The organism is Phycisphaerae bacterium (assembly GCA_017999985.1).
In the GTDB taxonomy this organism is placed as follows: Bacteria; Planctomycetota; Phycisphaerae; order UBA1845; family Fen-1342; genus JAGNKU01.
In genome coordinates, this window is sequence record JAGNKU010000008.1 from 173,617 (window position 1) to 196,682 (window position 23,066).

The 23,066-nt window shown below is 62.2% G+C and carries 17 protein-coding genes and 1 tRNA gene; 13 read left to right on the forward strand and 5 right to left on the reverse strand.

Features of this window, described 5'->3' with window-relative positions:
* Positions 1 to 37 precede the first annotated feature (37 nt).
* The 7 genes from KA383_12375 to KA383_12405 all read left to right on the forward strand — a co-directional run bounded on the left by KA383_12375 (position 38) and on the right by KA383_12405 (position 5,915).
* Positions 38 to 1,300 (forward strand): hypothetical protein, encoded by a 1,263-nt coding sequence (locus KA383_12375; GenBank protein MBP7746917.1) that lies wholly within the window; start codon positions 38 to 40, stop codon positions 1,298 to 1,300.
* A gap of 22 nt (positions 1,301 to 1,322) precedes the next feature.
* Positions 1,323 to 2,435, forward strand: coding sequence for a hypothetical protein (locus KA383_12380; protein ID MBP7746918.1), 1,113 nt, complete (start codon positions 1,323 to 1,325; stop codon positions 2,433 to 2,435).
* Entirely contained in the window at positions 2,423 to 2,812 is a 390-nt protein-coding gene (locus tag KA383_12385; GenBank protein ID MBP7746919.1) for a hypothetical protein, read from the forward strand. Before KA383_12380 ends, KA383_12385 begins: the two co-directional genes overlap by 13 nt.
* A gap of 6 nt (positions 2,813 to 2,818) precedes the next feature.
* Positions 2,819 to 3,967, forward strand: a complete 1,149-nt coding sequence (locus KA383_12390; protein MBP7746920.1) for a hypothetical protein — start codon at positions 2,819 to 2,821, stop codon at positions 3,965 to 3,967.
* A 1-nt stretch (position 3,968) separates the two neighbouring features.
* Positions 3,969 to 4,469 carry a hypothetical protein gene (locus tag KA383_12395; protein ID MBP7746921.1) on the forward strand — a complete coding sequence of 167 codons (501 nt, stop codon included), beginning with the start codon at positions 3,969 to 3,971 and terminating at the stop codon, positions 4,467 to 4,469.
* Between the two features lie 97 nt (positions 4,470 to 4,566).
* Positions 4,567 to 4,821: a hypothetical protein gene (locus KA383_12400; protein MBP7746922.1), complete on the forward strand. Its 255-nt coding sequence runs from the start codon at positions 4,567 to 4,569 to the stop codon at positions 4,819 to 4,821.
* Positions 4,815 to 5,915, forward strand: coding sequence for a hypothetical protein (locus KA383_12405; GenBank protein MBP7746923.1), 1,101 nt, complete (start codon positions 4,815 to 4,817; stop codon positions 5,913 to 5,915). Before KA383_12400 ends, KA383_12405 begins: the two co-directional genes overlap by 7 nt.
* An 895-nt stretch (positions 5,916 to 6,810) precedes the next feature.
* On the opposite strand, the gene KA383_12410 is transcribed toward KA383_12405, so the two are convergent.
* Both KA383_12410 and KA383_12415 read right to left on the reverse strand, forming a co-directional pair.
* Positions 6,811 to 7,458, reverse strand: a complete 648-nt coding sequence (locus KA383_12410; protein ID MBP7746924.1) for a recombinase family protein — start codon at positions 7,456 to 7,458, stop codon at positions 6,811 to 6,813.
* A gap of 199 nt (positions 7,459 to 7,657) precedes the next feature.
* On the reverse strand, positions 7,658 to 9,166 hold the full coding sequence (locus KA383_12415) for a tyrosine-type recombinase/integrase (GenBank protein MBP7746925.1): 1,509 nt from the start codon (positions 9,164 to 9,166) through the stop codon (positions 7,658 to 7,660).
* 80 nt (positions 9,167 to 9,246) lie between these two features.
* Here KA383_12415 and KA383_12420 point away from each other — a divergent pair.
* Positions 9,247 to 9,333, forward strand: a tRNA-Ser gene (locus KA383_12420).
* 58 nt (positions 9,334 to 9,391) lie between these two features.
* Here the strand turns inward: KA383_12420 and KA383_12425 are convergent.
* Positions 9,392 to 9,589 (reverse strand): hypothetical protein, encoded by a 198-nt coding sequence (locus KA383_12425; GenBank protein ID MBP7746926.1) that lies wholly within the window; start codon positions 9,587 to 9,589, stop codon positions 9,392 to 9,394.
* A 24-nt stretch (positions 9,590 to 9,613) separates the two neighbouring features.
* Between KA383_12425 and KA383_12430 the strand changes: the two genes are divergently transcribed.
* Positions 9,614 to 9,928, forward strand: coding sequence for a hypothetical protein (locus KA383_12430; protein ID MBP7746927.1), 315 nt, complete (start codon positions 9,614 to 9,616; stop codon positions 9,926 to 9,928).
* A 27-nt stretch (positions 9,929 to 9,955) separates the two neighbouring features.
* Complete coding sequence (locus KA383_12435; GenBank protein MBP7746928.1) at positions 9,956 to 10,117, forward strand: hypothetical protein; 162 nt, start codon at positions 9,956 to 9,958, stop codon at positions 10,115 to 10,117.
* 351 nt (positions 10,118 to 10,468) lie between these two features.
* On the opposite strand, the gene KA383_12440 is transcribed toward KA383_12435, so the two are convergent.
* Positions 10,469 to 11,035 carry an IPT/TIG domain-containing protein gene (locus KA383_12440; protein ID MBP7746929.1) on the reverse strand — a complete coding sequence of 189 codons (567 nt, stop codon included), beginning with the start codon at positions 11,033 to 11,035 and terminating at the stop codon, positions 10,469 to 10,471.
* 374 nt (positions 11,036 to 11,409) lie between these two features.
* On the opposite strand from KA383_12440, the gene KA383_12445 reads away from it, so the two are divergent.
* From KA383_12445 to KA383_12455, 3 genes are all read left to right on the forward strand, one after another.
* The gene (locus KA383_12445; protein ID MBP7746930.1) at positions 11,410 to 12,054 is read left to right on the forward strand and encodes a sigma-70 family RNA polymerase sigma factor; all 645 of its coding nucleotides are present in this window, start codon (positions 11,410 to 11,412) and stop codon (positions 12,052 to 12,054) included.
* A 93-nt stretch (positions 12,055 to 12,147) separates the two neighbouring features.
* The gene (locus tag KA383_12450; GenBank protein ID MBP7746931.1) at positions 12,148 to 15,015 is read left to right on the forward strand and encodes a serine/threonine protein kinase; all 2,868 of its coding nucleotides are present in this window, start codon (positions 12,148 to 12,150) and stop codon (positions 15,013 to 15,015) included.
* A gap of 126 nt (positions 15,016 to 15,141) precedes the next feature.
* Positions 15,142 to 16,623 carry a PD40 domain-containing protein gene (locus KA383_12455; GenBank protein ID MBP7746932.1) on the forward strand — a complete coding sequence of 494 codons (1,482 nt, stop codon included), beginning with the start codon at positions 15,142 to 15,144 and terminating at the stop codon, positions 16,621 to 16,623.
* A 69-nt stretch (positions 16,624 to 16,692) separates the two neighbouring features.
* Here the strand turns inward: KA383_12455 and KA383_12460 are convergent, their stop codons facing one another.
* Positions 16,693 to 22,923: an RHS repeat protein gene (locus tag KA383_12460; protein MBP7746933.1), complete on the reverse strand. Its 6,231-nt coding sequence runs from the start codon at positions 22,921 to 22,923 to the stop codon at positions 16,693 to 16,695.
* Positions 22,924 to 23,066 lie beyond the last annotated feature (143 nt).

Below are 23,066 nucleotides of genomic sequence, written 5' to 3' on the forward strand. Positions count from 1 at the left end.
CGCGCCTGCCTTTGACGTGGCAGCGGGAGCCCAACGGGTGGTCGATACTCGACTCCTCTTGAATGCCCAGCGCTTCTACGTGGGCTTGTCCGCGTCGGATCGCCTGGATCTCTTCCGATCCATCTACTACGGGACGCCCCTTGCCGTCGGCGCGGTCAACGTCATTGTCCGGATGACCAATTCTCGCCCGCGCTTCAATTCCGGCAACCCTGACGTGGATCGGCGCTGCCGTCAGATATGGCAGACCTATCGGCTCCATCAGGTCAATGACTCGCTGATCCGGCAGAGTCTCATTTACGGCTACAGCATCGGTGAAGTCGTTTGGGGCGAGCGGGAGCCCCTGACCCTGGATCGCGTGGTCGTGCCGCCGTCCTACGAAATCCGAGTCCTGGCAGACGAGCGCGGGCAGCGGACGGGCTACCTGCAATTGCCGTCTATCGAGTCGATGCGCCCCCTGGATCGTCGGACGATACCGCCCGAGAAATGTATCGCGGTCACAAGAGACCCGACAGACCTACAGGACTACTACGGATCATCGCTTTTTGAAAGCGCCGTCGGGCAGTTTGATAGTCTCTGCCAAATCCTGAAAGCCCAAATCACGGTTATGCAGCGCTTGGGCAAGCCGCGCTTTCAGGTCGCAATACCGACAGAGGGCTTGTCTGAGGAACAATTCCGCGAGCGCCTGACCGCCGCGAAAAACGTCTTTGCCCAAATCGGCAGCGTTGACGCCGACCTATTTGTGCCTGCCGGAGTCGAAGTGAAGATCATCGGCGGCGAAACCTTGGGGGTCAAAGTCGCGGATGAAACCCGGCTTGTGGTTTCGATGTTGCTCGCTGCCGTGGGCATCCCGCCCGCGTTGCTTCACGTAACAATAACCGGCTCCGTGGGGACTGAGAGTTACGCCCGTCAAAGCATTCTCGTTATGCAGAGCATGTTAGACAACATTCAAGAGGCAACGGCGGCGGCGTGGAATACGTCATTCTGGCGGATCGTCCAACGCCTTGAAGGGATGCCCGTCGCGCCCCAAATGTCGTTTGAAAAGCCGAGACTGCTAGAGCAACAAATAGAGGAGCAAGCCCGCGCGCTCCGTTGGGAAAACGACCTGACGGAAGTCCGTTACGGAATTCGCGCCCCTGAATGGTTGGCGCAGCGTTGCGGCGCGGATGAAGCATACGACCCCGACTTACTGGCGGACAAGATCGAAGAGGAGCCGGAAGCGCCCGCCACGCCCGACGCTGCCCGGGCAGAGTCCACAACCAAGGGGACAGACGAGCGGGCAACCGGCAACAAGGAATTATGACAGAAACGGAGAAGTAAGATATATGCCACTACCACTACCAACGGACAAAGAAACGCAGTCGCAGTATGTTGATCGCTGCATCGACGATCGCGCCGTTAAGCGGGAGTATCCCAATTCCGCCGAGCGCCGCGACGCCTGCCGCCGCCTTTGGAATACCGCCAAGGCAAAGCGCCACAACCTGCGCGTGACGCCCATCCGCGAGCATAGCGCTACTGCGCCGGACTTGGACAAGATACGCGCCGTGGCGGGCAACGCCGATCTTGCCGCGGACGATGTTTTTGACTTCGGCGTCTTCGTTATCGCAAGATCAGGCGTCAACCGCAACGCGACCGACATAACGCCTGAGGGGCAACGCGCCGCCGTAGATGAATGGATCGGCAAGCCGATTTACTTCCGCGACCACGAAACCGAAGCCGCCAACCAAATCGGGCGCATCTATGACGCCTGGATCGAAGATCAGGCAGGCGAGACCGTCACGATGGGCAGGGGCTACGGCATCAGGACGGATGACCTGCGCGACGTTTTTGCGCGCATTGAAAACGGAATTCACCGTGAAATGTCCTGCGGTTACGAGCCCGTCCGGTCGGTCTGTAGCGCCTGCGGTGCAGACCTGGACGCGCCGAGTTTCAACGCCTGCCCCAAGGGGCATCGGGTCGGATCGGACGGCGTTTATGCCCGTGACCTTGCTTTCGTCCCTGACCATATTTCATTCGTCGGCAGACCTGCCGTTGAAGGGGCGGGCATCGTCTCTGCCGCCGACGTGGTGCGGATCATCCGCCAGTATGCCGCCGATCCAACGCCCCCGCCCGAGCTGGCAGGTGTCCTATCAGAGCTGGCGGACGCCCGCGACTTCCGAGACCACGCGCAGGCAGAATTCCGGCGCTACGCCCGTAGCAACCTGCCCGACCTGACCGAAAGTGACCTATCCGAAATCTGTGAGCGGCTATCCGCTCGAAACCTACTACGTCTGGCCCGAGCCGAGAAAGCCCGCTTAACCGCCGACCTGCCAGACGGCAAGCAACTAACGACCGTCGCGCCCGCCCCTGACCCGGAGTCAGGGAGCAGCGCGCCCGAGTATCGCAATCTCAAAGACCTGTTTTCCAACCTGAGAGGTAATAAGCAATGGCGAGTGTAAACCTATCATCCGGCGGCGTCCGCGCCGGAGTCCGGGCGGGCGCAGACCTGCCCGCCGACAGACTTTTCAAATACAGCAGCATCGAAAACGAAGTCGTTTTATGCGGCGCTGGCGAAGAGGCGGACGGTATCGTCCTGGCGGAAGTCCTGACAGGCGAGATTCTGAATGCCGAAGGGGTCTGTTACGCCCGAAAGACCACGGGGACGTTCTCTGACGTGACCATCGGCAGTAACTTCACCTGCGGCGCGGAGTTTATGTCCGCTGCCGATGGGGTCATAACCGCCTACGTCGCGGCAAGTGACAACCGCCCGCTTGGAAAGTTTCTGAGCAGCGGAAGCAGCGGCGAAACCGGCAAGATACTCTTTTATTCGAGGTAACAACCAATGGTAAAGACATACGAGAATGATCTCTTCCAACGTCTCGACGCGACCTATGAGCCCGCCGAGACCTGCGCCCGCCGCTTTACGGCAGGCGACTACTTACGCACCTTCAATGACCCTGCCAAGCGGGCGTCATTCGACAACCTGAAACTCAGCATTCAGACTGACGGACTAACGCCGCGACGCATCTACGAAGCCAAGGAATGGGCGGACTTCATCCCGACCGTTTACCTGGACCCGATCCTCGAAACGGTCACCTACCGCTCGGTCGCTTCGCAGCTTGCCAGCACGGCGAGCGTCAATACCGGTCTGACCTTCGTCTACCGGACTTTTGAGCATTTTCAACGGGCGCAGCGCGGAGCCGAGAATACCGAATTCGAGCGCCGCAAGGGTCAACGCGCCGTCCAACAGACGGGCTTTCATACGTTGGGCTTGCGCTCTTACGTGACCGAAGAGGAGACCCTCGATATCCCATTCTCCGCGCAGCAGCTTGAGCTAAATACGATGGGCGCGGCAATCGCCCTGGAGCGCGACCTCCTCTGGATGGACGCGCTGCATACCGCGACAGACGGGACCAATGCGACCACCTATCACAATCATCTTGTGAGCAAGGCGCAGCTTGACCTTGAAGGGCTCCACGGCGTGTTGACGTGGTTTGCAAGCCCCTTTGAGGCAGCGCTGACGACCATCGACCTGAGCAACTTTTGGGAGTCAGGGACGGCAGCGGAGCAAGTCGAAGGGCTTATGCGGATCGGTATGTTTCGCCCAACCGACGTGTTGGTCAATGCCAAGCTGTATTTCTCGATTGTGAATAACTCATTCTTGCAGCAGCAGAATATATGGACGAATTCGCGCATCCTCGATACCGGTGAATTGAGCGTCCCCTTGCTTGGCGTCAACATATGGAAGGTCAATACCGGTCACTTTGCCGATGCAAACGACCCCGATAGCTGGGTGCCTACCGATGACGTGATTGTCCTGGATCGCCGTATGGGCGGCGGCGGAACCATCAATCAGAAACAACCGCTTCAGGTTAGAAATTGGGCTACGCCTGAATTCCGGACTGAGGATTTTATGATCTACGAAAGACTCGGCGTCGCCGTCCAAAACCGACGCTCGCTTGTCCGGATCAGCAACGGAGCCGGGAGCTAAAGTGACGCGTGAGACCTTCAATAACGTCGAAGAGCTGATTTTGTGGTCGGGCTTCGACCACGGCGCATCATCCGGTCAGGCGAGCGTCACACAAGGGACTTTCGCCTACGGTCAATTCGAGCGCGCCTTGGACGAAGCCCGCCGAGAAATCTACCGGAAGACCGGGCAACGCCTGAATGATGAATTCGACGAAGATCGCGCCGATGAATTGAAGGAAGCCGAGCGCTACCTTGCCATTGCCCGCTTAATTCCCAACTACGCGAACCGGATGCAATTAGAGTTTCCGGAGAGCAACCTCGCAAGTGTTGGGGAAGTGACTGTTGGCGCGGATACCCCGAGCCCCTACGAAAAAGGCGCGCAATGGATTGAGAAGATGTATAGCGCCTATAGGTCGATGGGGCTTGCGTTGCTCGCCAACGCCCGCGACCACGCCGACATAGAGCTAGGCGACGACGTATCCTCTGAGAGTTACCCTTGTCTGTCCCCCTCTCCTTCAGGGTAACTCTCAAGAGCCGGGCGCGGCGAGACGAAGAGGTGTTCCGGCTTCCCACCTTTTCTAACGCCCCCCCGGCTCGCCCCTTTCTTCTAACGGAGCAACTATGACAGACCTTATCAGTGAAATCGAAACCAACGTCCTAAACATCGCCGAATTGCTAAACGACGCTCGCAGCGACCTGCATCGCCTGGTGCGACTGCGCTTCGCTTGCGAGTCGCAATATCGCGCAATCGAGAATATCGCAGACGAAGAGCAGTATCGCCACCTGCGCCGTCGGCTCTGGACCTGTCAGGCAGCGCTCAATCGCCTCATCGAAGCCGCGGACTTCGCGCTGCGGCAAAAGGGTTGGGAATGTTAGTTTTCGTTTCCGCCTCAGACCTGACGCAAAGCGCGGCGCTCGCCACGCCCACAACCAATATCGACTTGGGCTATTTCACGACCGGACGAATGGCGACGGTTGCCCTGCGCGTCGGCAACCAAGGCAGCACAAGCGCCGCTTGGAATTTGAATGCCCGCGACCCCTTCGATGACGGCGTGACCTGTGATATCTACCCTGATATGGGCTTTCTTGTGGCGGATGAAATCTCGGATACCGTCACGGTCGATATCACGTTGCCGCTGGACGCCTACGAAATAGGTCACGTCGCTGACCTGATCCTGACGGACGGATCGTCTGAGACGATTTGCGAGCTGACGTTTACGCCCGTCCAAGCAAACGTCGAAAGGCGCTCGCAGTATCCGTCACGCGCAGGGGACGCCACCCGGATCAGCGGTAACGTCATAGAGTCCCTTGGTGATACGCTCCAGGTCTACGTGTTTCAGCCCGTCGCCTACGATCCGTCAACCGACGACCTAATCAGCGTCGAATGGCAGGACAAGAGCATCGGCGGGCTCTATCGCGGAATGAAGATCGTGACCGCCGCCGATCCTTGCGAGCGCCTGAACCCGCATAACGAGCAATGGGGCTATACGGTTTGCCCGACCGTGGTCAGAGGGCAATTTCAACGCGAGTCGCCGAGCATCGTGACCACCGCCCTTGAAGCCACGGGCGCGCCCTTGCGTTACAACGTCTCGGCGTCCCTGATCCTGCCCGGTTGGGCAGAGCTAACCCCCAGGTTGTGGGCGATGTTTCAACCTGAAACCGAGACGGAGCCCGCGACGTATAAGCGGACGGTTTACCTCTTGAAGCGCCAAGGCGTCGTTTACGCCATTGAAAACATCCGTGGGCTTGATCTTGGATCAGACCTTTCGCATTTTGAATGCGACCTGATCGCCCTTCACGATGCCGCGATGGGAAGCGCGGACTACTACAACCCCTTTGCCGTGGTCTATCAGTATGACAGCGACAAGCCGTATGCGGTATTCACTTGCCCCACGCCGCGCCTTGACACTCTGCTGCCCGATAGCAGCGGGTCAGGATCAGGCGCAGGATGGAGCGGCAGCGGTTGGTGAAGGTATAATGCGATATCTCTGTCTCTCTGATGGGGGCGGCGGTCACTTCAAAACTCACTCTCCTGTGATACGAACCCGCCGCCCCTTTTCTTTCAAATCACAAGAGGAATGCAACGGACTTTGTTGTATAATGACTTGCTTCAATAAGAGCGTTGTTTGACGCTCCATTCTGGCGCAAGCCAGGACTTACGTGGACGCCCCCGGGGAGTATGCACCACCCACCCGGGGGCTCTTTCTTTTGGGCGCTGGCTTCCGGACAGTCTGTCCAAAAGCGGAGCGCCGCATCCGTAATTCTGTGCCCACGGCAGAAAACGGACAGGATCAAAAAGAACTTCTTAACGCCGAAAGGGGCAAAAAGAATTTCTTAACGTGGAAAGGGGCGGCGGTCGTTTTCTTCCCCCCACGTTATCCTTTCTAGACATGCTCGGCGGTCTGCAATGTCACGCCTTGTCCGCTCCAAGGCTATAGATATGTTGGCGAAGTCTACCCTTATGTTGGCGTAATGCCGCTGAATTACGTTGGCGGCTCTAGAATACTTGCAGAAAGCATCGGTAAATACAGCACTTCTGCATAGGACTGCGCGAGATATGCGTTATGTCCTTTGATTGGCGGCTATGTCCTGTCGCTTTCAAATGTCCACTTAAGGTAATGGTTATGTTGGCGTCATTCAGCTCGGCAACCTGCCGAGCGTGACACGCCAAGCTGGGTTAATGGCGGACATGCGGGTCGGTAAGCCGGGCGAGGTGGGGAGCGCCACTAATCATCGCTGCTAATCGGCGCATCGGCGGGCATCAGGCGGATCAAGCGCGTTGCTTGGGGTCGTGAAACAACAAGGGGCGCTAACGACCACGAGTCGCCAGCGCCCTTGTCTCTGAAACACGAAATACCCTGTTATCTATTCTCCGTTGGCGGGCTCTGATCCTCTGTTGAGAATGCCGTAAATCGCCTGCCGGGTGATTTTGAGTTTGTCGGCAATCTGTATCACTGAGAGACCGTCTGTCCTGAGTTTCGCAATCAGGGCGTGGCGCTTCGCGTTACGCGGGCGTCCGACGTGGCGTCCTGCTGCTTTGGCGGCTTCCATACCGGCGCGGATGCGCTCCACGGTCGTTTCACGCTCGAAAGCGGCAACCGACAAGAGGATCGAAGCGATAAGGCGTCCGGTCGAGTTTGAAAAGTCGATGTTTTCAGAGACCGAGACAACGCGGATGCCCTTGTCTGCCACGCTGGCCAGGATGCCGAGACCGTCACGGGTGGATCGGGCGAGACGGTCAAGGCGGAAGACCACGAGCGTATCGACCCTGCCCGCGTCGATTGCGCGCAAGAGACGGTGGAGCGCCGGGCGGTCGGTTGAAGCGCCGGAGCGCCGGTCTTCAAAGAACGTCACGTCTTCGGGTCTGACGTGGGCAGCGTCCGCCCATTGGCGGATTGCGTGGCGTTGTGATTGCGTGGTCTGACCCTTGTCGGTTGTCGAGACTCTGACGTATGCGCCGATCTTGGGGCGATGGGCGGCGGCGGGCTTTGATTTCTCTGCGCGGTTTTTCATCGGGCGCGACCCTTTCACGTTGGGTTGGGGGTCATTCCCCAACCCTCATACTGGGCCGCGAAACGGACGCCACGCCAAGCGAAATCCGCGGAAAATCGGGCGGAATTCTGTTGGCGCTGCGGAGTCGTCGGGGATGCCCTGAGACGTGAGCGCCCCTGCCGTGACAGGGGGCAGGGGCGTTGCGCTCGCCAGGCGGTCTCTAATGCGTTTTCTTGGCGGTCTGGCGGGCTTGTTTCGTCTGCGCGAAATACCGGTTGCCGACGGCGCGGACAAGGGGCAGCAGATAGGTTTCGTCGGCGTCGCCCGTATAGAAGCGGCTCGTGCCGTGGATTGCGTGACCGAGAATCGTATCGCTCATATCGGTGGGCAGTTTGGCGTCACGGCGGACGGTGGGGGCGACGTTGCGAAGATGCTTGAAACTCCAATACGAGTTATGTCCGGCGTCGCGCTTGAGCTGTCCGAAAACGCGGCTGATATCGTCATACGTCCAAGGCGCTTTGCGAGCGTTGCGGAAAACATACTCCGTGGGGCGCTCATATTCGCGCCACCGGATCAGCGCCCGGGCGGTCTCAGGGAGCAGGGGCGTTTTGCGGTCGATGGGTTGACCGGTTGACCATGCCGGTTTCTGTCGCGGAAAGTCGATATGCGGCGTGGGGGCATCAAGTCGGACGTGACTCCATTTCAGGGCGCAAACATCCTGATTATCGAGGGCGGCTTGGCAGGCGAGCCGGAGCAATGCGGCAAACTGGATCGCCTCGCGTTTGTCGATGATTGCCTGCGCCTTGCGTCCGTTGTCCGCGTCGGTTGCCGTGGGCAGGGCGTCAACGTCGATTGTGGCGCGTTGCTCGCAAAGGTCGATGATCGCTCGGAAAACATCAGCGGGCAGGGGTTGGCGGTTGGTGGCGGCGGCGGTCACCTGCCGGGCGTCGATTGCGTCAAGCCAGCGGATCAGGTCTGCCGGAAATGGAAACTCGGTTTTGCGGACGGCAAGGTCTAGGACGGCGCGGACTGCCTTACGCCGGAGCATATACCAATTGTTGGGGTTGCTCTGCGCGCCCTTCGGTCCCGTGGCTTTGCCCTTGGTTGCCTTGCGTGGCGCGACCTGTCCGTTAGCGCCCTTGACCATGTAGCGCTCGAATTCGGTGAAGTCGGTTTTGCGGAGCTGGTTGACGGGCTTGTCGCCGATGACGGCGATGAATTCATTGAAGACGCGGACGGTTTCAGCGACGTAAGACGGGCGGCAGCGTTTCGCCTGTTTGTCGTCGCGCCAGAAGTCGCGGCAGGTTGACAGGCGCTCGGCGGATGGGATGCTCGGGCTGTCTGGCGTGGGCTGTTGCGCGACCTGGAGCAAGCGCTCTATTCGGCGCTGCGCTTCGGGCGTGGGGACTTCGCGCATTCCCTCACGCGGCGATAGAAGGTCTTGGACAGCGATTTCAAGCTCTACGTGGGTCTCGTGGAGCCGGGTCCGCTCGGGCGTCCAATAGGTCTCTCCGGGCGTGACCTGACGGATAGCGCTCGCCAGGTCGGAGCCGAGCCGGACGCGCTTACCGTCGCGATAGGCGTAGTAGACGCCGCGCTCGGGCTCTTTCCCCTTCGGCGTGGTTCGGTGATAATGGAGCCCGTGGATTTCGCGTCCTCCCTTTGCGACGCGGCGGACGGAGCCGTCAGGTAGGTCGATGATCCGGACGAAGATCAGGTTTCGTGGCATGGTTTGTTTCTCCGCTACGCCTAACGGAGACCTTACCGCGCCAGGGTCGAAAATGCAACGGAAAATGCAACAAACTCACTGGAGAGGTGCCGGAGTGGCCGATCGGGCACGCTTGGAAAGCGTGTGTACGGGTAACTGTACCGCGGGTTCGAATCCCGCCCTCTCCGTAAAACCCCGTTCCTGAGCTCAGGGCGGCCTCGCCATGCGTTCGTACACTGCTTCCTGTTACTTCTCAGCCGCCGCGATGTCCTTGAGAACACCGGCCAGTGCCGCCTTGGCCTGCTCGCCGGCTTCTCGCTTCCGCGCGGCCTGTTCGCGCATCAGGTCGATGTGCGCCGTCGACGCGAGCGGCACGATCCCCGCCTGAAGACGCTCGGCCGCCTGTTGACCGGCGCGGGGGACGGTCACGGGCTTCGTCGTCAACGCGAGCGGCCGCTGACACCGGGCTTGTCGGTCGGACAAATGACGATCGCCGGCACCTATTCCTACTGGCAGCAGGCCGGCGGAACGCTCGAGCTCGATATCGGAGGTACGGCGCCCGGCCAATTCGACAAGCTGGTCGGCACTGGCCTCGTCGCGCTCGCCGGCGAATTGGACGTCACGTTCGTCAGCCCGTTCGAGCCGCAGCACGGCGACACGTTCGTGGTAGTGACGGCCTGCGGCGCCGGGCTGAGCGTCGCATTCGACAGCGTGACGGTGCACAACCTGCCGCCGACGATGATCCTCACGGTCGACGCGGACTACACCGCGAACTTCGCTTAGCTGACGGTGATCGGCGGCGATTGCGGCATGGACGGCGCGCTCGACTTCGACGCCTTCACGACGCTGGGCGACTGCCTGCAGGGTGCCGACAACGGCGTGCTGCCCGGATGCGACTGCCTCAACCTCAACAAGGACGGCGATGTCGATTTGAGCGACGCCGCGGAGTTTCAGGCAGCGTTCATGGGATAGCACCCCCGGGGGCCTCTCATGACCGGGAGTGTATCCATCTCTAAGACGTCATCTGCCCTTTGCGCGACGGCCGAAGCTGAAATCTGGGCGCAGCTGGGTACCGGCTCGGTTCGAAAGCTGTTCGCTATGCCACGATGCGGGCACACGTCGCGCACATCCCGCGCGAAACCGGCGCCCTGCGCGGGCCCTTCATCGATCATCCAGCGCATGGCCTACGGGCCCGCGAAAACGCGCTGAAGCTCGGCGAAGTCAGCCAACTCCGCGTCGCCATCGTCGTCCAGGTCGGCACACCGGCACTCCGGCGACACACTCGCCATCGGTCCCGCCATGCAACCGGCAAAAACGCCGAAGTCATCCAGGTCCACAAACCCATCGCCATCGCAGTCGCCGGGCTCGTGCACGACTTGGCCCGCTGGCCAGAAGCCGCCGGTCATCGCGTACGGTGAACGGGAGGCCGTTGCTGTCGCCTGCGCCGCAGTGAACGATAATGTCGCCGGAAGACGCCTGTGGGCCAATCTGAACCGCGATCCGCGTATTGCTCCAGGCGAGATAGGCGGCTGCCTGCCCACCGCCGATCGTGACCGTCGCACTCCCGCGCTGGTCGCCGAAGCCGTTGCCGTAGAGAGTCACGATGGCTCCGGCGTCGTTGTATCCGCCGTGGGAGGGGCCACTGATCAGATCGGAGAAGAAGATCCGGGGCGCGCCGGGATCGCCGAGCGACACGGGGCCATCGACGTGGATCGGCTGGTCGCCCGCGCTGCCGTTACCGCCCTGCGTTCCGTCATCGCCGTTTTGAACTTGGCCGTCGTTGGCGGTGCCGTTGTCGGTCCTTTCTTCGCCAGCCTGCGGGCAACCGCAGACGAAGATTGTCGCCACCAGGACCCAAACCGGTACTCCAGAGTTCCGGATGATGAACATCTCACACTCCTTGCGTTTGAGCCTGCTACTCGAACTCGGTGGAAGCGAGCTCGCGGGTTCGCACTGTCTGGTCTCAAACAGCAAGTTGGCAGCGCGCGCCCACGGTGCTTCTGTCTTGCGGCGCAGCCATTTGTTTCCCGCGGGCGGAGCGCGAGCGTGGGGACGACTTGCCTCATGGCCGGAGCCGGTCGTTTGATGCTGGGTTATGTGCCTGTTGCACAGGGAGTTGGGCGGCAGACTCTCGCCGGTTCCCGACCGCCACAGGGCGTGCAGACCCGGCGCCCCGGCGGGTACAATCACGCGTGCGGAGCGATGTGGGCTTCTTTGCCCCGGGCCGAGTTCCGTCGGCCGGGCGAACCGATGAATCTGTACGCATGAACGGGCCTTCCGATAGCGACGATCAGATGCTCGCCGCCGTAAAGCGTGCGGTGTCCGGTGACACAACGGCGCTGACGCTGGTACTCATGAACCTGCACGCGGACCTCTGTGCCTATCTGAACCCGCGCATCCCACCGGCATTGCGTGGCCAGTTGGATGCCGAGGACGTATTGCAGCAGACCTATGTGCAGGTGTTCCGACACGTTGCGCGGTTCGTTCCGCGAGACCCCGACGCGTTTCGGCGCTGGGTGTGCACAATTGCGTTGCGGCGATTGCGGAACGAGATCTGCAAACTACGGACTGCCAAGCGCGGCGGCGGGGCGCGAGCGGTGGACGGCCGATTGGAGCAGCGGGATTCGTGGATCGGGCTGATCGAGCTCCTCAGCGCGCCAGGACGGAGCCCGAGCCGCTGTGCCGCGCGCGCCGAGGCGGTCGCGGCCGTCGAAAGTGCCTTGTCAACGCTCCCGGAGCACTATCAACAGGCCATACGCCTCGTGTACCTGCAGGGCTGGTCGGTCGCCGCCGCCGCGACCCAGATGAACAAGACCGAGCGGGCGATTCACGGCTTGTGTCGGCGCGGGCTGGACCTGCTCCGCAGCCGAATGGGTTCTGCGAGCGGGTTCCTGAGTTCGGGCTCGTAGGTCCCGATTTTCTTTCACGGCGGCGGGCGCGCCGGGCGTTTTTGCTGTTGATAGCCGGGCTGTGACTTGTGGCGCCCGTTGGAGTTGCGCTCCGTGTCTTCGTCAGTGCCGTTCCCGAGTGATCCGGCTGACCGCCTCGGAAGTGTTCTTGCGGACGTGGTCAGTCGCCGCGCACACGGCGAATTGGTGGCGGAGGACTCGGTGGTAAGCGCGCACCCCGAGCTGATGCCGGCGCTCGGAGAGAGGCTGCGCGTTTTGCGGTTGATTCAAGAGGCGGAGCGCAGCGCGCACGCACACCCAATCAGCGGTTGCAGCGACCAAGAAGCGCCGGACCTGCCAGGGCCGGAGCCAACAATCCCCGGTTACGACATCGTCCGCCCGATTCACCGCGGCGGGCAGGGAGCGGTGTATGAGGCCGTTCAGCGCTCCACTGGGCGCACGGTTGCGGTCAAGGTGCTTCCAGGGACGCATTTTGCCGACGCACGTCACCGCGATCGGTTTGATCGGGAGGTCAAAGCGCTGTCCAGCCTGCGTCATCCGAACATCGCCGCCATTCACGATAGCGGCTCGCGGCCGGGCTTCGGCTACATCGTGATGGACTACGTGGACGGCCAGCCTCTCGATGTGCTGATCGTAGAGGATCCCAGGCCAGCGCCGAACCGGGTTCTGGAACTCTTCGCGACGATTTGCGACGCGGTCAACGCCGCACACCTGCGGGGGATCATCCATCGCGACTTGAAGCCGAGCAACATCCTGATCGATGCCCAGGGCCGGCCGTACGTACTGGATTTTGGCCTGGCCAAGCTGGTTGGTCGCGATGCCCCGGAAACCGGGGGCGAGCCGCTGACCACCACGGGCCAGTTCGTCGGGACACTTCCGTGGGCCAGCCCGGAGCAGGTGGAGGGTTTACGCGACCAGATCGACCTGCGCACGGACGTCTACTCGTTAGGCGTAATCCTGTTTCAGTTGCTGACCGGCACGTTTCCGTACGCCGTCGACGGACGGACCAGCGAGGCCATGCAGAACATTTTGCATGCCCAACCGCAGCGCCCCAGCGCCCTGCACCGTCAGGTCCCCCGCGACGTAGACACGATCGTGCTGAAATGTCTGGCCAAGGAGCGTGAGCGCCGCTACCAGACTGCCGGCGAGATAGCGCGCGACGTGAACCACCAACTGCACGGCGAGCCGCTCGACGCCAAGCGCGACAGCAGCCTGTACGTGCTGCGCAAGACGCTTGCGAAGCACTGGCTGCCGACCATAATCGTGGTCGCGTTCGTCACGCTCGCCGTCGTCTCGGCGCTGACGCTCTCGATGCTCTACAGCCGTCAGAGCCGTCTGCTACATGATATAACCGCCGCGCACACGGCCGAAGTCGCCGCCCGGCGCAGCGCCGATCGTGTGCAGGAAACACTGCGCGGCCTCTTGTTGAAGGTAGCCGAGGTCGGGCGCGGCTCGGATATCGCGCTGCGCCGTGCCCTGCTCGACGAGGCGACCCGTGGGGTCGACATGCAGCTCGGCGACGAGCCTGCGGCGCTTGCGGCAGCCCATGAGGCAATCGGCCAGACATATCAGAATATCGGTCTCTACACCGAGGCCGAGCAGCACTTGCGAAGGGCGCTGGCGATTCGCGTCGAGCTGTTCGGGGGCGAGCACGCGATCGTGGCAGCGAGTCTAAACAGCCTCGGCCTGCTATTGCTTGACAAGAGCGCTTTCGCCGAAGCTCAGCCGCTACTGGAGGAAGCGCTGGCGATCCGACAACGGGTGTGTGCCGACGATCCCACGGCAGTTGCCGAGAGTCTCGACCATCTTGGCCTGGCCAGGCAGTATCGGCAGCGGTACGAGGAGGCTGCGGCGCTGCACCGGGAGGCCTTGGCTATCCACCAGGAGATCGGCGGGAACGACCGGCCGGAGTTTGCCACGTGCCTGTCACATCTGGCAATGGCGTTGTTCAATGAGGAGCAGTACGCTGCAGCCGAACCGGTTTTTCGTCAGACGCTGGAGATGCGCCAGCGCCTGTTGGGCGAAGGCCACCGCGACGTGGCCGGCAGCAAGATCGCGCTCGCCAAGTTCCTGCACGTCAAAGGGGACTATGCCGCTGCTGAACCTCTGTATCGTGAGGCGATTGAGACGTATCGCACCCTGCTGGGGGACAGTCACGACAATGTTGCTTGGGGCCTGCACCGACTCGGTAACCTCCTGCACAGTCGCGGTCGGTACGTCGAAGCGAGGTCTGCACTGGAGGAATCGCTGAGCATCTATCGCCGCTGCCTCGGAAACGACGATCCCTACGCCGCGATGGTGCGCGACAGCCTTGGTACGCTACTGCTCGATATGGGATCATACGACGCGGCCGAGCCGTATTTCCTGGAGGCGTTGCATATTCGGCAGGCCAAGGCCGTCTCGGAGCAGGACGATCCGTGGCGATTGAACCGCATCGGCGAGTTGCGCCAGCTTCAGGGTGACCACCCGGCAGCCGAACCCCTGCTGAGGGCGGCACTAGAAAACCGAGCGGGCCAGGCCAGCGTCGAGTTTGTCTACTTGGTTCGAGCATTGCGCAGTCTGGCAACGTTGCTCATGGACCAGGGCGAATTCAGGGAGGCCGAAGCACTCTGCCAGGAGATCATCGATCTGCGACTCGGCCAGTTCGGAGAAGAGCATCCCGACAGCGCAAATGCGCTCGTCCTGCTGGCACGAGCACGCCAAGGTCAGGGCGACTACGCAACTGCTGAGCAATTGACGCGCAGAGGTCTGGAACAACAAATCCGCTTCCTTGGCGACGAGCACCCCCTGGTTGCGCAAACGCTCTACCAACTTGCTCAACTCGAAGCGCACGCGGGGCAAGGTGAGCAGGCCAAATCAACGCTCATTCGGGCGATTGAAATCTGTGACCGCACACTGCCGGTCGATCATCCGTTGCGATTGGCGCTCTTGCGAGCTTGTGAAGGTGATTTCGACAACTGACTGGCCGAAAACGGGTGCAAAGCGGCGGCCGCCCGGAACGTGCGCCGCCCAAGTGGAGAGACGAAGATGATTGCTTCAACACAACTTCGTCGCGCAGGTCAATCGGGCGCGATCGTCGCGCTGGTCATGGCGTGCGTTGCCTCGGCGTCGGGCCAGTGTACCACCCGCGTCAGCGTCGCCTCCGACGGAACGCAGGCTAACGGAGCCAGCTACTCCGCGTCTGTCTCGGCTGACGGCCGCTATGTGGCGTTTCACAGCACCGCCATGAATCTGATCCCTGACGACTGGACCAGCTACGCCGACGTCCTTGTCCACGACCGCGCGACGGGCGCCACCACCATCGTCAGCGTGCGCTCGGATGGCACCCACGGGAATCTGAACAGTTCGTCGCCGTCCCTTTCAGCCGACGGACGCTACGTGGCGTTCCAGAGTGACGCCACCAACCTCGTGGCCGGTGACACGAACACGTATCGGGACGTTTTCGTCCACGACCGGACGACCGGCGTCACCAACCGCGTCAGCATCGCCTCCAACGGCGCGCAGGCCAATTACCCCAGCCAACGCCCCGCCATCTCCGCGGACGGACGCTTCGTCGCGTTCACCAGTACCGCTTCAAACCTCGTCCCCGGCGACACGAATGGCTATGAAGACGTGTTCGTCCACGACCGCGAGAGCGTCACAACGACCCGCATCAGCGTGGCCTCCGATGGAACGCAGGGCAACAACCGTAGCGGTGATTATCTCACCACTGGCCCCGGCATCTCCATTTCAGGCGATGGGCGCTATGTGGCGTTTCAAAGCCGGGCCTCCAACCTCGTGCCCGGCGACACGAACGGCGAGGACGACGTATTTGTCCACGACGGCGACAGCGGCACCACGACCCGCGTCAGTATCGCCTTTGACGGAACGCAGGGCGGCACCGAGAGCCTGTATGCATCCATCTCGGCCGACGGGCGCTATGTGACGTTCCAAAGCTACGCGAGCAACCTGGTCCCCGGCGACACGAACGGTCGTTACGACGTTTTCGTCCGCGACCGCGAGAGCGGCACCACGAGCCGGGTCAGCATCGCTTCAGACGGAACGCAGGGCAACTCTGACAGCGGTTCATACGGTCTTTCTATCTCCGCCGATGGGCGCTACGTGGCGTTTGCAAGCGCGGCTTCCAACCTGGTCCCCGGCGACACGAACACCTTCCACGACGTTTTCGTCCACGACCGCGACAGCGGCGCCACCAGCCGCGTCAGCGTCGCCTCCGACGGGGCAGAGAGCAATCACGAGTGCTGGTACCCCGCCATTTCCGGCGACGGGCGCTACGTGGGCTTTCACAGCCTGGCGTCCAGCCTCGTGCCCGGTGACACCAACGGCTGGACAGATGTCTTCGTTCACGACCGTGGCGCCGGCTGCCCCGCGCTCGGCGACTGGAACGGCGACGGCGACGTGGACTTCGAAGATTTTGCGGAATTCCCGACTTGCATGAGTGGTCCGGTGGGCTCGCCGGACTGGGTCATGCCGTCGCAGATGTGCCGGGACGTATTCGATTTCGACGGGGATACCGACGTGGACTTCGCGGACTTCGTTCAGTTCCAGCTTGCCTTTGGCGGCCCGTAGCGTGGCAGCCGTGTAGGCACACCACGCTGGCGCTCAAGACTGCTCAACTGGGGATTCTCCGCCCATCGGCTACTTGCCGAGGCGCGCCTTGATGTAGCCTTTCGTGATGTCCGCGTCGCACCGGCCGTCGTAGCCGCAGCGTGCCTTCATGGTTGATTGGCACCACGCGTCGCAATTGGCATCGGCTGGCGCGTGGACGTTTGACACTCCGTATCCATAGTAGCGACCGTCCTTGTCTACTTTGATCTTGCCGTGTAGCGTGTCGTCCCAGTAGATACAGCAGCAAAGCTTGCCGGGCTTCGGCGGCTGCTCCTGCCGGGGGCTGTCGCGAGCGCCAGGTGGTTTTGTGCCAGGGGTTGTCGCCTTGCCATTTGGTCCGCGGCCTTCACCGAATGTGCCACGGTTTGAGCCGTGGGTTCCTCCCTCTCCGGGAACACCTCCAACCCCAGGCTCGGTCGGAAGAGGGCCACCGCTCGGATCGGGGTGGGGCCAGTGAATGCCGTGTCTCAACACGTCCCATTTCTCGGCCCACCACCCCCTCTTGCGAGCCTCGCGGGCCCGTTTGCAGTCCGGACATTCATGCTCGTCTCCTTCTTGCATCGACGGGTACATCGACCATTCGATGCCCCAACTGGTCGGGTTGTTGGCAAAGTAATCGTACGCATTCCCGAGAGACCCGGGCGCGTGCCACATTACTGCCGCACTTCTCCCTACAAGTCGCCCGACGCCAGTGTCCATGTAAGCCACCTCAACACCGACTCCACCGGCACTGCTGTAGCTATAGAATTCCAAGGGATACAGTCCGGCCTTCGGGAGATTCGCGTACCAGGACCTCGGCTGCTGGTCATCCGCGCGCACGGCGTTTGAGATGAGGTAGAACCCGGTTTCCGAGTCATAGCGGTGCCCCCGGAACAGCCACGGGTTGCCGATGTAGCTCTGGCCAATCGGGTTGCCGTATTGGTCGAAAAACGACGGCTCGCCGAAGTCGCTGTAGCTGTAGCCCTCGACGACCGCGCCCGAGTAGTCGGTGATCTTCACCGCGCTGCCCAGGTCGTCTTCGTGATAGAAGTACTGCTGGCTCCCGCGCATCATCTGCAAGGGCACGCGGCCGCCCGCGCTGTAGACATAAGTGGCGAGCGTCGTACCAGCGCCGTCCTGCTCGGAGATCGTCTGCCGGCCGGCATAATAGAAGCGCGTGACGGTCCCGCCCACGTTCTTCTCGATCCGGCGGCCGAGGCAATCGTACCGGTACGTGGTCGTTTGGCCGATGTCGGCCCGGAAGAACTCCACCAGTTGGTTGCGGTAGTCATAGGTGAACGTGCGTGTAGCGCTGTCCTGGTCGATGAGATTGCCGTTGTGATCGTACTGGTGGACGGTGCTCCCAGACCCATGCAAGCCGTTGAGCGCCCCATCAAACGAGTCGGCAACGCAGAGGTCGTCGATGGTCTGGTTGGACGTTCCCGCGGAAGGCGTGGCTTGTCTCAGCGCGTAGGCCGAAAGGGCGTAATGCACGGAGCCGGTGTGCGTAATGCGCGGACTGGCCTCGCTGATTGGGTCAACCCAGAGTTCCACGTTGCCCGTGTCGTACTCGTACGACGTGACGATGCGGTAAGTCATGCCGAAGGTCAGGCCGGCGGGCCAGGTTGCGCCGATCGTGCCCGAGGTGCCGCTCAGGCCAACGGTATAGTCGCCCAGGCTGTTGCTGGTGATGAACACGCGCGAGGCGAAGTTGGACGTGCCGGCGTCCTTGAAGTGGGCGAAATATACGTTGCCGTTACCGCCGGTGTTCGTCAGGTCGAAGGCGGCGTAGAACTTCTGACCGGCGCCCAGCGTCGCGCTCAGCAGCGCGTTCACGTCCTCACGCGAACCTGCGCCCTGCGCGAGCCGGGCGCTCCCGCCGAGGACTTGAACCGGATAGAGTCCGCTAGCACTGTGGGCCGTCCAAGTGCCGTTTCCGACGAGGTTCCCATCGGGATAATCAAAGGGCTCAGCGAGGAGAGTCGGGGGCGGCGATGAACCGCTGGAGGGCGTCGTGGTGTACTGGTTCATCTGGTAATCGCCCGGCTCGCAGAGCGTCGGATCCATCGTGTACAGGCCAGGAAGAGAACCGCCCACGACCTCCTCACGGTTACCGACGCCGTCGAGCAGGTACTGGGTCGAGGTGAACGGCGGCGTGATCTGGTCGGAAAGAGTGAGGCGGTTGGCCGCGTCGTACGTGTAGTTCCGAGTGTCGGGCGGAGTGGTAACACCGCCATGAGTCTTGTTGTGCATCGGGTCCCAGGCGTAGGTGCGCTCGTCGAAACTCTGGCCGCTGGCAATCACCGTGTGATGCGTGCCCATGATTCTGCGGACGCCGTCATAGGAAACTCCCAAGCGCGTGCCGTTGTTGTAGTCCCGGCGTTCGACGCGGTCGCGGCCCACATAGTTGAAGGTCGCAATGACTGAACCGGGGTAATCGCTGACCGTCCGGGGCCGATTCAGGCTCTCGTAGGTCTGGTCGATCATGCGACCGCCGGGATAGAAGAGCCGTGTCAGGTTGCCCTCGCCGTCGTACCAGCCGTTGAGGGTGCGATTGAAGCCGCCGGCGATCTGCTGGACCTCGGTGGTGACGTTGCTGAGCGAGTCGTAGGCCCACGTCACCAGGGAGTCATTGTCTTGGGCGCGGACCAGGCGCGATAGCCCGTCGTAGGCGTAGCTCTCGAACGTCGTATCCGCCGATACACCGGGACCGGGTGTGATTGACCGGTCGGTCAGCCGGTCAAGCAGGTCGTAGGTGCTGGCAACGATGCTGCCGTTGCCGTCGACGGTGCTCACGGCATTGTCATACACGTCATAGATCGCCGAATCCGCGGTGCAGTCAGGGTAGTCGGTGCCGATGCGCCGGTTGAGCGGGTCGTAGCTGTACGCGGTCGTGTTGCCGTTGTCGTCGGTCTGGGCGACGAGTCGGGACGAATCGTCCCAGCCTTGGGTCGTCACGATGTCGGGATTGCCGTCGCCCGGCCAGGCATCGTCCGGCCCGTCGGCGTCCATGTCGCCTACGGTTCGCACCACCCGGTTTAGGCCGTCGTAGTGGTAGCGCGTCTGGTTGTCGCGAGCATCGATGTGCAGGGCCAGGTTGTCGCGCGAGTCGTAGCGGTACTGGTGGGTATTGCTGACGTTGTCGGACGTCTGGATCAGGCGGTCCAGGTTATCGTAGACGCGCTGCGTCACGAAAGACTGGTCCGGGTTGCCCAGATCAGATTTGTCCACCTCGGTCGCCGCGATGATGTTTGAACTCGCGTCGTACGAGTAAGCGACTGTGTTGCCCCGGGCGTCGGTCACGACCGATTGCCGGTTGGCCGTGTCATAAGCGTATGAGGTGGTGTGGCCGTTGTCGTCGGTGACGGCCAGGACCTGGGAATTGTCGCTGTAGACCCACTGGGTCGTCGAAAAACCGTCGCCGATCGGGGCCTGGGTCAGCGTGTCGAAGTGGAAGTATTCTCGGTGCACGAGCGTATCCATGGCGTCATACTGGCCATACTCTTCCGCGAGCCGCTGGTTGCCGGCGCTTCCCGGGGCGTCCGTCAGTTCGCCGTCACGGCGCACCGAAATGCGGTTGCCGTTGGCGTCGTAGTGCCAGGTCGTCACGTTCCCCATCGGATCCGTCTGCGTCGTGCGCCGATCGTACCCGTCGCATGTGTACAGGGTAATTCGCGGGCTGGCATCCTCGATTCCGCGCCGCGTCGCGCGGACGTTGCCGTTGCCGTCGTAATCGGTCTGCGCCGTTGACTGGCTCGGGTGTCCCTCGGCACGGGTCTCGCGGAACACCAGGTCCCGCTCGTCGTAGGACGTGCGGACGATATTGTACGGATCGCTTCCGCTGGTCGCCTGGCCGAACCGTTCCAGCGTCCGATTGCGGTTGGCGTCGTAGCCGTACTCGGTGATCGCGTACAGGCCGTCCGACACCTCGCGGCTCGTACGAATAAGCCGGTTGAGGATCTCATAGTCGTACAGGGTCGTAAAGTACGCGTTCGGCTGGAGCAATCCTTGGTCGTCGATGTTCTGCACGTCCACGCGAACCACATTGTCGTCCGCATCGTAGTACGTGTCCCGCTGGTAGCGCACGCCGCTCCCGTCCATGATCTCGCGCGAAATCTCGCGGACGATCTGGTTTAGCTGGTTCACCACGTATTGGGTGTCGTGTCCCCGCGGGTCGGTCACGCGGACCGCGTTCCCGGCGACGTCGTACTGGTAAGTGGTTGTGAGCGCAAAGCCGCCCGCGTCCACGATCGTGCTCTGCTGGTACCCGTATTGCGCACCCGTGTCGTAATACGTGTACTCATCCCGCCGCCGGTGGCCGCTCCCGTTCTCGGGCAGGGTATGGGCCGTGACCTGACCATACGCGTTGTACTCCCAGTCTTCCACAATGCTCGGAATCCGGTGCTGGGTGTGTAGGCGGTTGCCGTGCGCGTCGTAGCTGTGCAGCGTTTCGTACTCGCGCCCATCCACATGGCGCGTGACGAAATTGGTGCCGCAGCAGCCGCCGAAGCCCGTATCGTACTCGAACAGCTCGATGATCTCGGTCTGATCGCCCCCCAGCGGTCCCGGAAGGCGATGAAGTTCCCGCAGATTGCCGCGCGAGCGCCGCGGTGCGTCGGGATCAAGCTGGAGCTCATAGACGTTGACGGTTGAGTTGCCGTTGGGGTGGCTGATACGTGTCGGCAATGCGTCGACGTTCCACTCGTAGCGCGTCTCGAAGAACTCGGGGTCGTCGGCTCTCAGCCGGCCGGTTGGGCGGTTCTCCGTCTCGGTGGTCGGCAGGTTCGGGTCGGCCCGGCCGGTGTACTCGCGCTGCGAGACGAGCCGGTTGTACGCGTCGTACAAGCACTCGCGGACGTTCCCCGCGCGATCATTCACGATTGCTTTCACAATCGCGTAGCTCGCGGGCGGCGCGGGCATCTGCGGAACGTACGCGAAGTCGATGATGTCGCCGGGGTCTCCCCAGACTTGGCGCACCACGCGGTCGAACTCGACGGTGCCAGGATCCGTGGTCGTGGCGTAGACGTTCTGAAGGTAGGTTTGGCCCTTGGGGTCAGTGATCGTCAGCAGGTTGTGGTTGAGACGCTCGTCAGCAAAGCCCCGTGAGTACGTGTAGAAGTTCGTCTTGCCCGTGGGGAAATCGTTGCCGGTCGGCGTGCCGATTACGATCGGGCTCGTTGCCGATTTGAGATCTCCGGACGAGCCGCCGGCGTCGCCGTCGTGATAGTAAGCGTAGGAAACCTGTCGTCCCGTGAAGTCCGTCACCGCGGCGATGAATCCGTCGGCGTTGTATGAGATCGAAATGTCGCGGCTGTGCGCCGGCGTATCGAGTGTGTCGTGAATGGTCACCAGCCGGCCGAGCCCGTCGTAGTCAAAGGTCATCGTGTTGCCGTTGCGGTCGACGATCCTGCCGAGTTTGCCCGCCAGCGGGCTGCCGTCGAGCGCGTGCAGGTTCCACGTTCCCGTGTCGGGGAACGTCAGCATGTAGCTGCCATCGACGTTTTGCGTGATCTCGCGGAACGACTCACGCCGCGCCCAGGTGCCGTCCGGCTGAATGTGGTACAGGTCGCGCCTGGAATTGCCGTCGTGCAGAACCAGGTTGAGCCCCTGGGCTTCGACCCAAATGTTGTATGAGAAGTCCCAGCCGTTGCCCATTGCCGTGCTCGGACCGATCCGCGAGCGGTACCTGCGGGCCCAAACGAAGTCGAATCCGCGACCGGGAATCCGCAGGTCCTCGGCGACGTAGTAGTATTCACCTGAGAACCCGTAGATCCCCGGGCTCGCATCCGGCGTTGCCCCGCCCGCGCACGTCCCGCATGGAGCGGCCGCCGGACCATGCAGCGTCCCCGGCTCCACCAGGTTCTCCACCAAACAAGCGGCGCCCGGGGCTTGGTTCGGCCCGGCGAAGCACACCTGCAGGGCGGCGAAATCGTGCAGATCCACGTCGCCGTCCTGGTCCACATCCGTGTCATCCCGGTCATGCTCGGCCGGCGGGCGATCCGGACCATTCATGGTGGCGGTCTGGATAACGAAATCGTCGGCGTCTACGTCGTAGTCGCCGTCGAAATCGCTTTGCGTACGACACCCTGATAGGGCGGCGAGCAGGCATGCGTGCAGCGCGATGCGGCGCAGCCCGGCACTGAGGCCGCCGCCGTCCTGGCGAACCGCGCTGGTGGCCCGCGGCGCGAGCATGCAGCCGTGCGCGAACACCGCGGGACTTGCCAGCTTGCAATGGTGTGAAAGCAGTGCCAAGTTCGAGCCGTTTTGGACGTGGGCAGACATGTCACAATCCTCCCCGCGGCAGAATCGCATGGCCAACCGACGTGTTCGGCTCGCTTTCGGCGGCCCAACGCATCGGCGCGGCCGATGTGTTTGCCCGGCCGCGGACTACCGAATCGCACCCGCATGCAGTATACCGCCGCAGG

Excerpts from the sequence above, each read along its gene's own strand:
- KA383_12380 (MBP7746918.1), top strand. The coding sequence starts at position 1,323 with ATGCCACTACCACTACCAACGGACAAAGAAACGCAGTCGCAGTATGTT.
- KA383_12385 (MBP7746919.1), top strand. The coding sequence starts at position 2,423 with ATGGCGAGTGTAAACCTATCATCCGGCGGCGTCCGCGCCGGAGTCCGG.
- KA383_12390 (MBP7746920.1), top strand. The coding sequence starts at position 2,819 with ATGGTAAAGACATACGAGAATGATCTCTTCCAACGTCTCGACGCGACC.
- KA383_12400 (MBP7746922.1), top strand. The coding sequence starts at position 4,567 with ATGACAGACCTTATCAGTGAAATCGAAACCAACGTCCTAAACATCGCC.
- KA383_12405 (MBP7746923.1), top strand. The coding sequence starts at position 4,815 with ATGTTAGTTTTCGTTTCCGCCTCAGACCTGACGCAAAGCGCGGCGCTC.
- KA383_12410 (MBP7746924.1), bottom strand. The coding sequence starts at position 7,458 with ATGAAAAACCGCGCAGAGAAATCAAAGCCCGCCGCCGCCCATCGCCCC.
- KA383_12415 (MBP7746925.1), bottom strand. The coding sequence starts at position 9,166 with ATGCCACGAAACCTGATCTTCGTCCGGATCATCGACCTACCTGACGGC.
- KA383_12435 (MBP7746928.1), top strand. The coding sequence starts at position 9,956 with ATGGACGGCGCGCTCGACTTCGACGCCTTCACGACGCTGGGCGACTGC.
- KA383_12440 (MBP7746929.1), bottom strand. The coding sequence starts at position 11,035 with ATGTTCATCATCCGGAACTCTGGAGTACCGGTTTGGGTCCTGGTGGCG.
- KA383_12445 (MBP7746930.1), top strand. The coding sequence starts at position 11,410 with ATGAACGGGCCTTCCGATAGCGACGATCAGATGCTCGCCGCCGTAAAG.
- KA383_12455 (MBP7746932.1), top strand. The coding sequence starts at position 15,142 with ATGGCGTGCGTTGCCTCGGCGTCGGGCCAGTGTACCACCCGCGTCAGC.
- KA383_12460 (MBP7746933.1), bottom strand. The coding sequence starts at position 22,923 with ATGTCTGCCCACGTCCAAAACGGCTCGAACTTGGCACTGCTTTCACAC.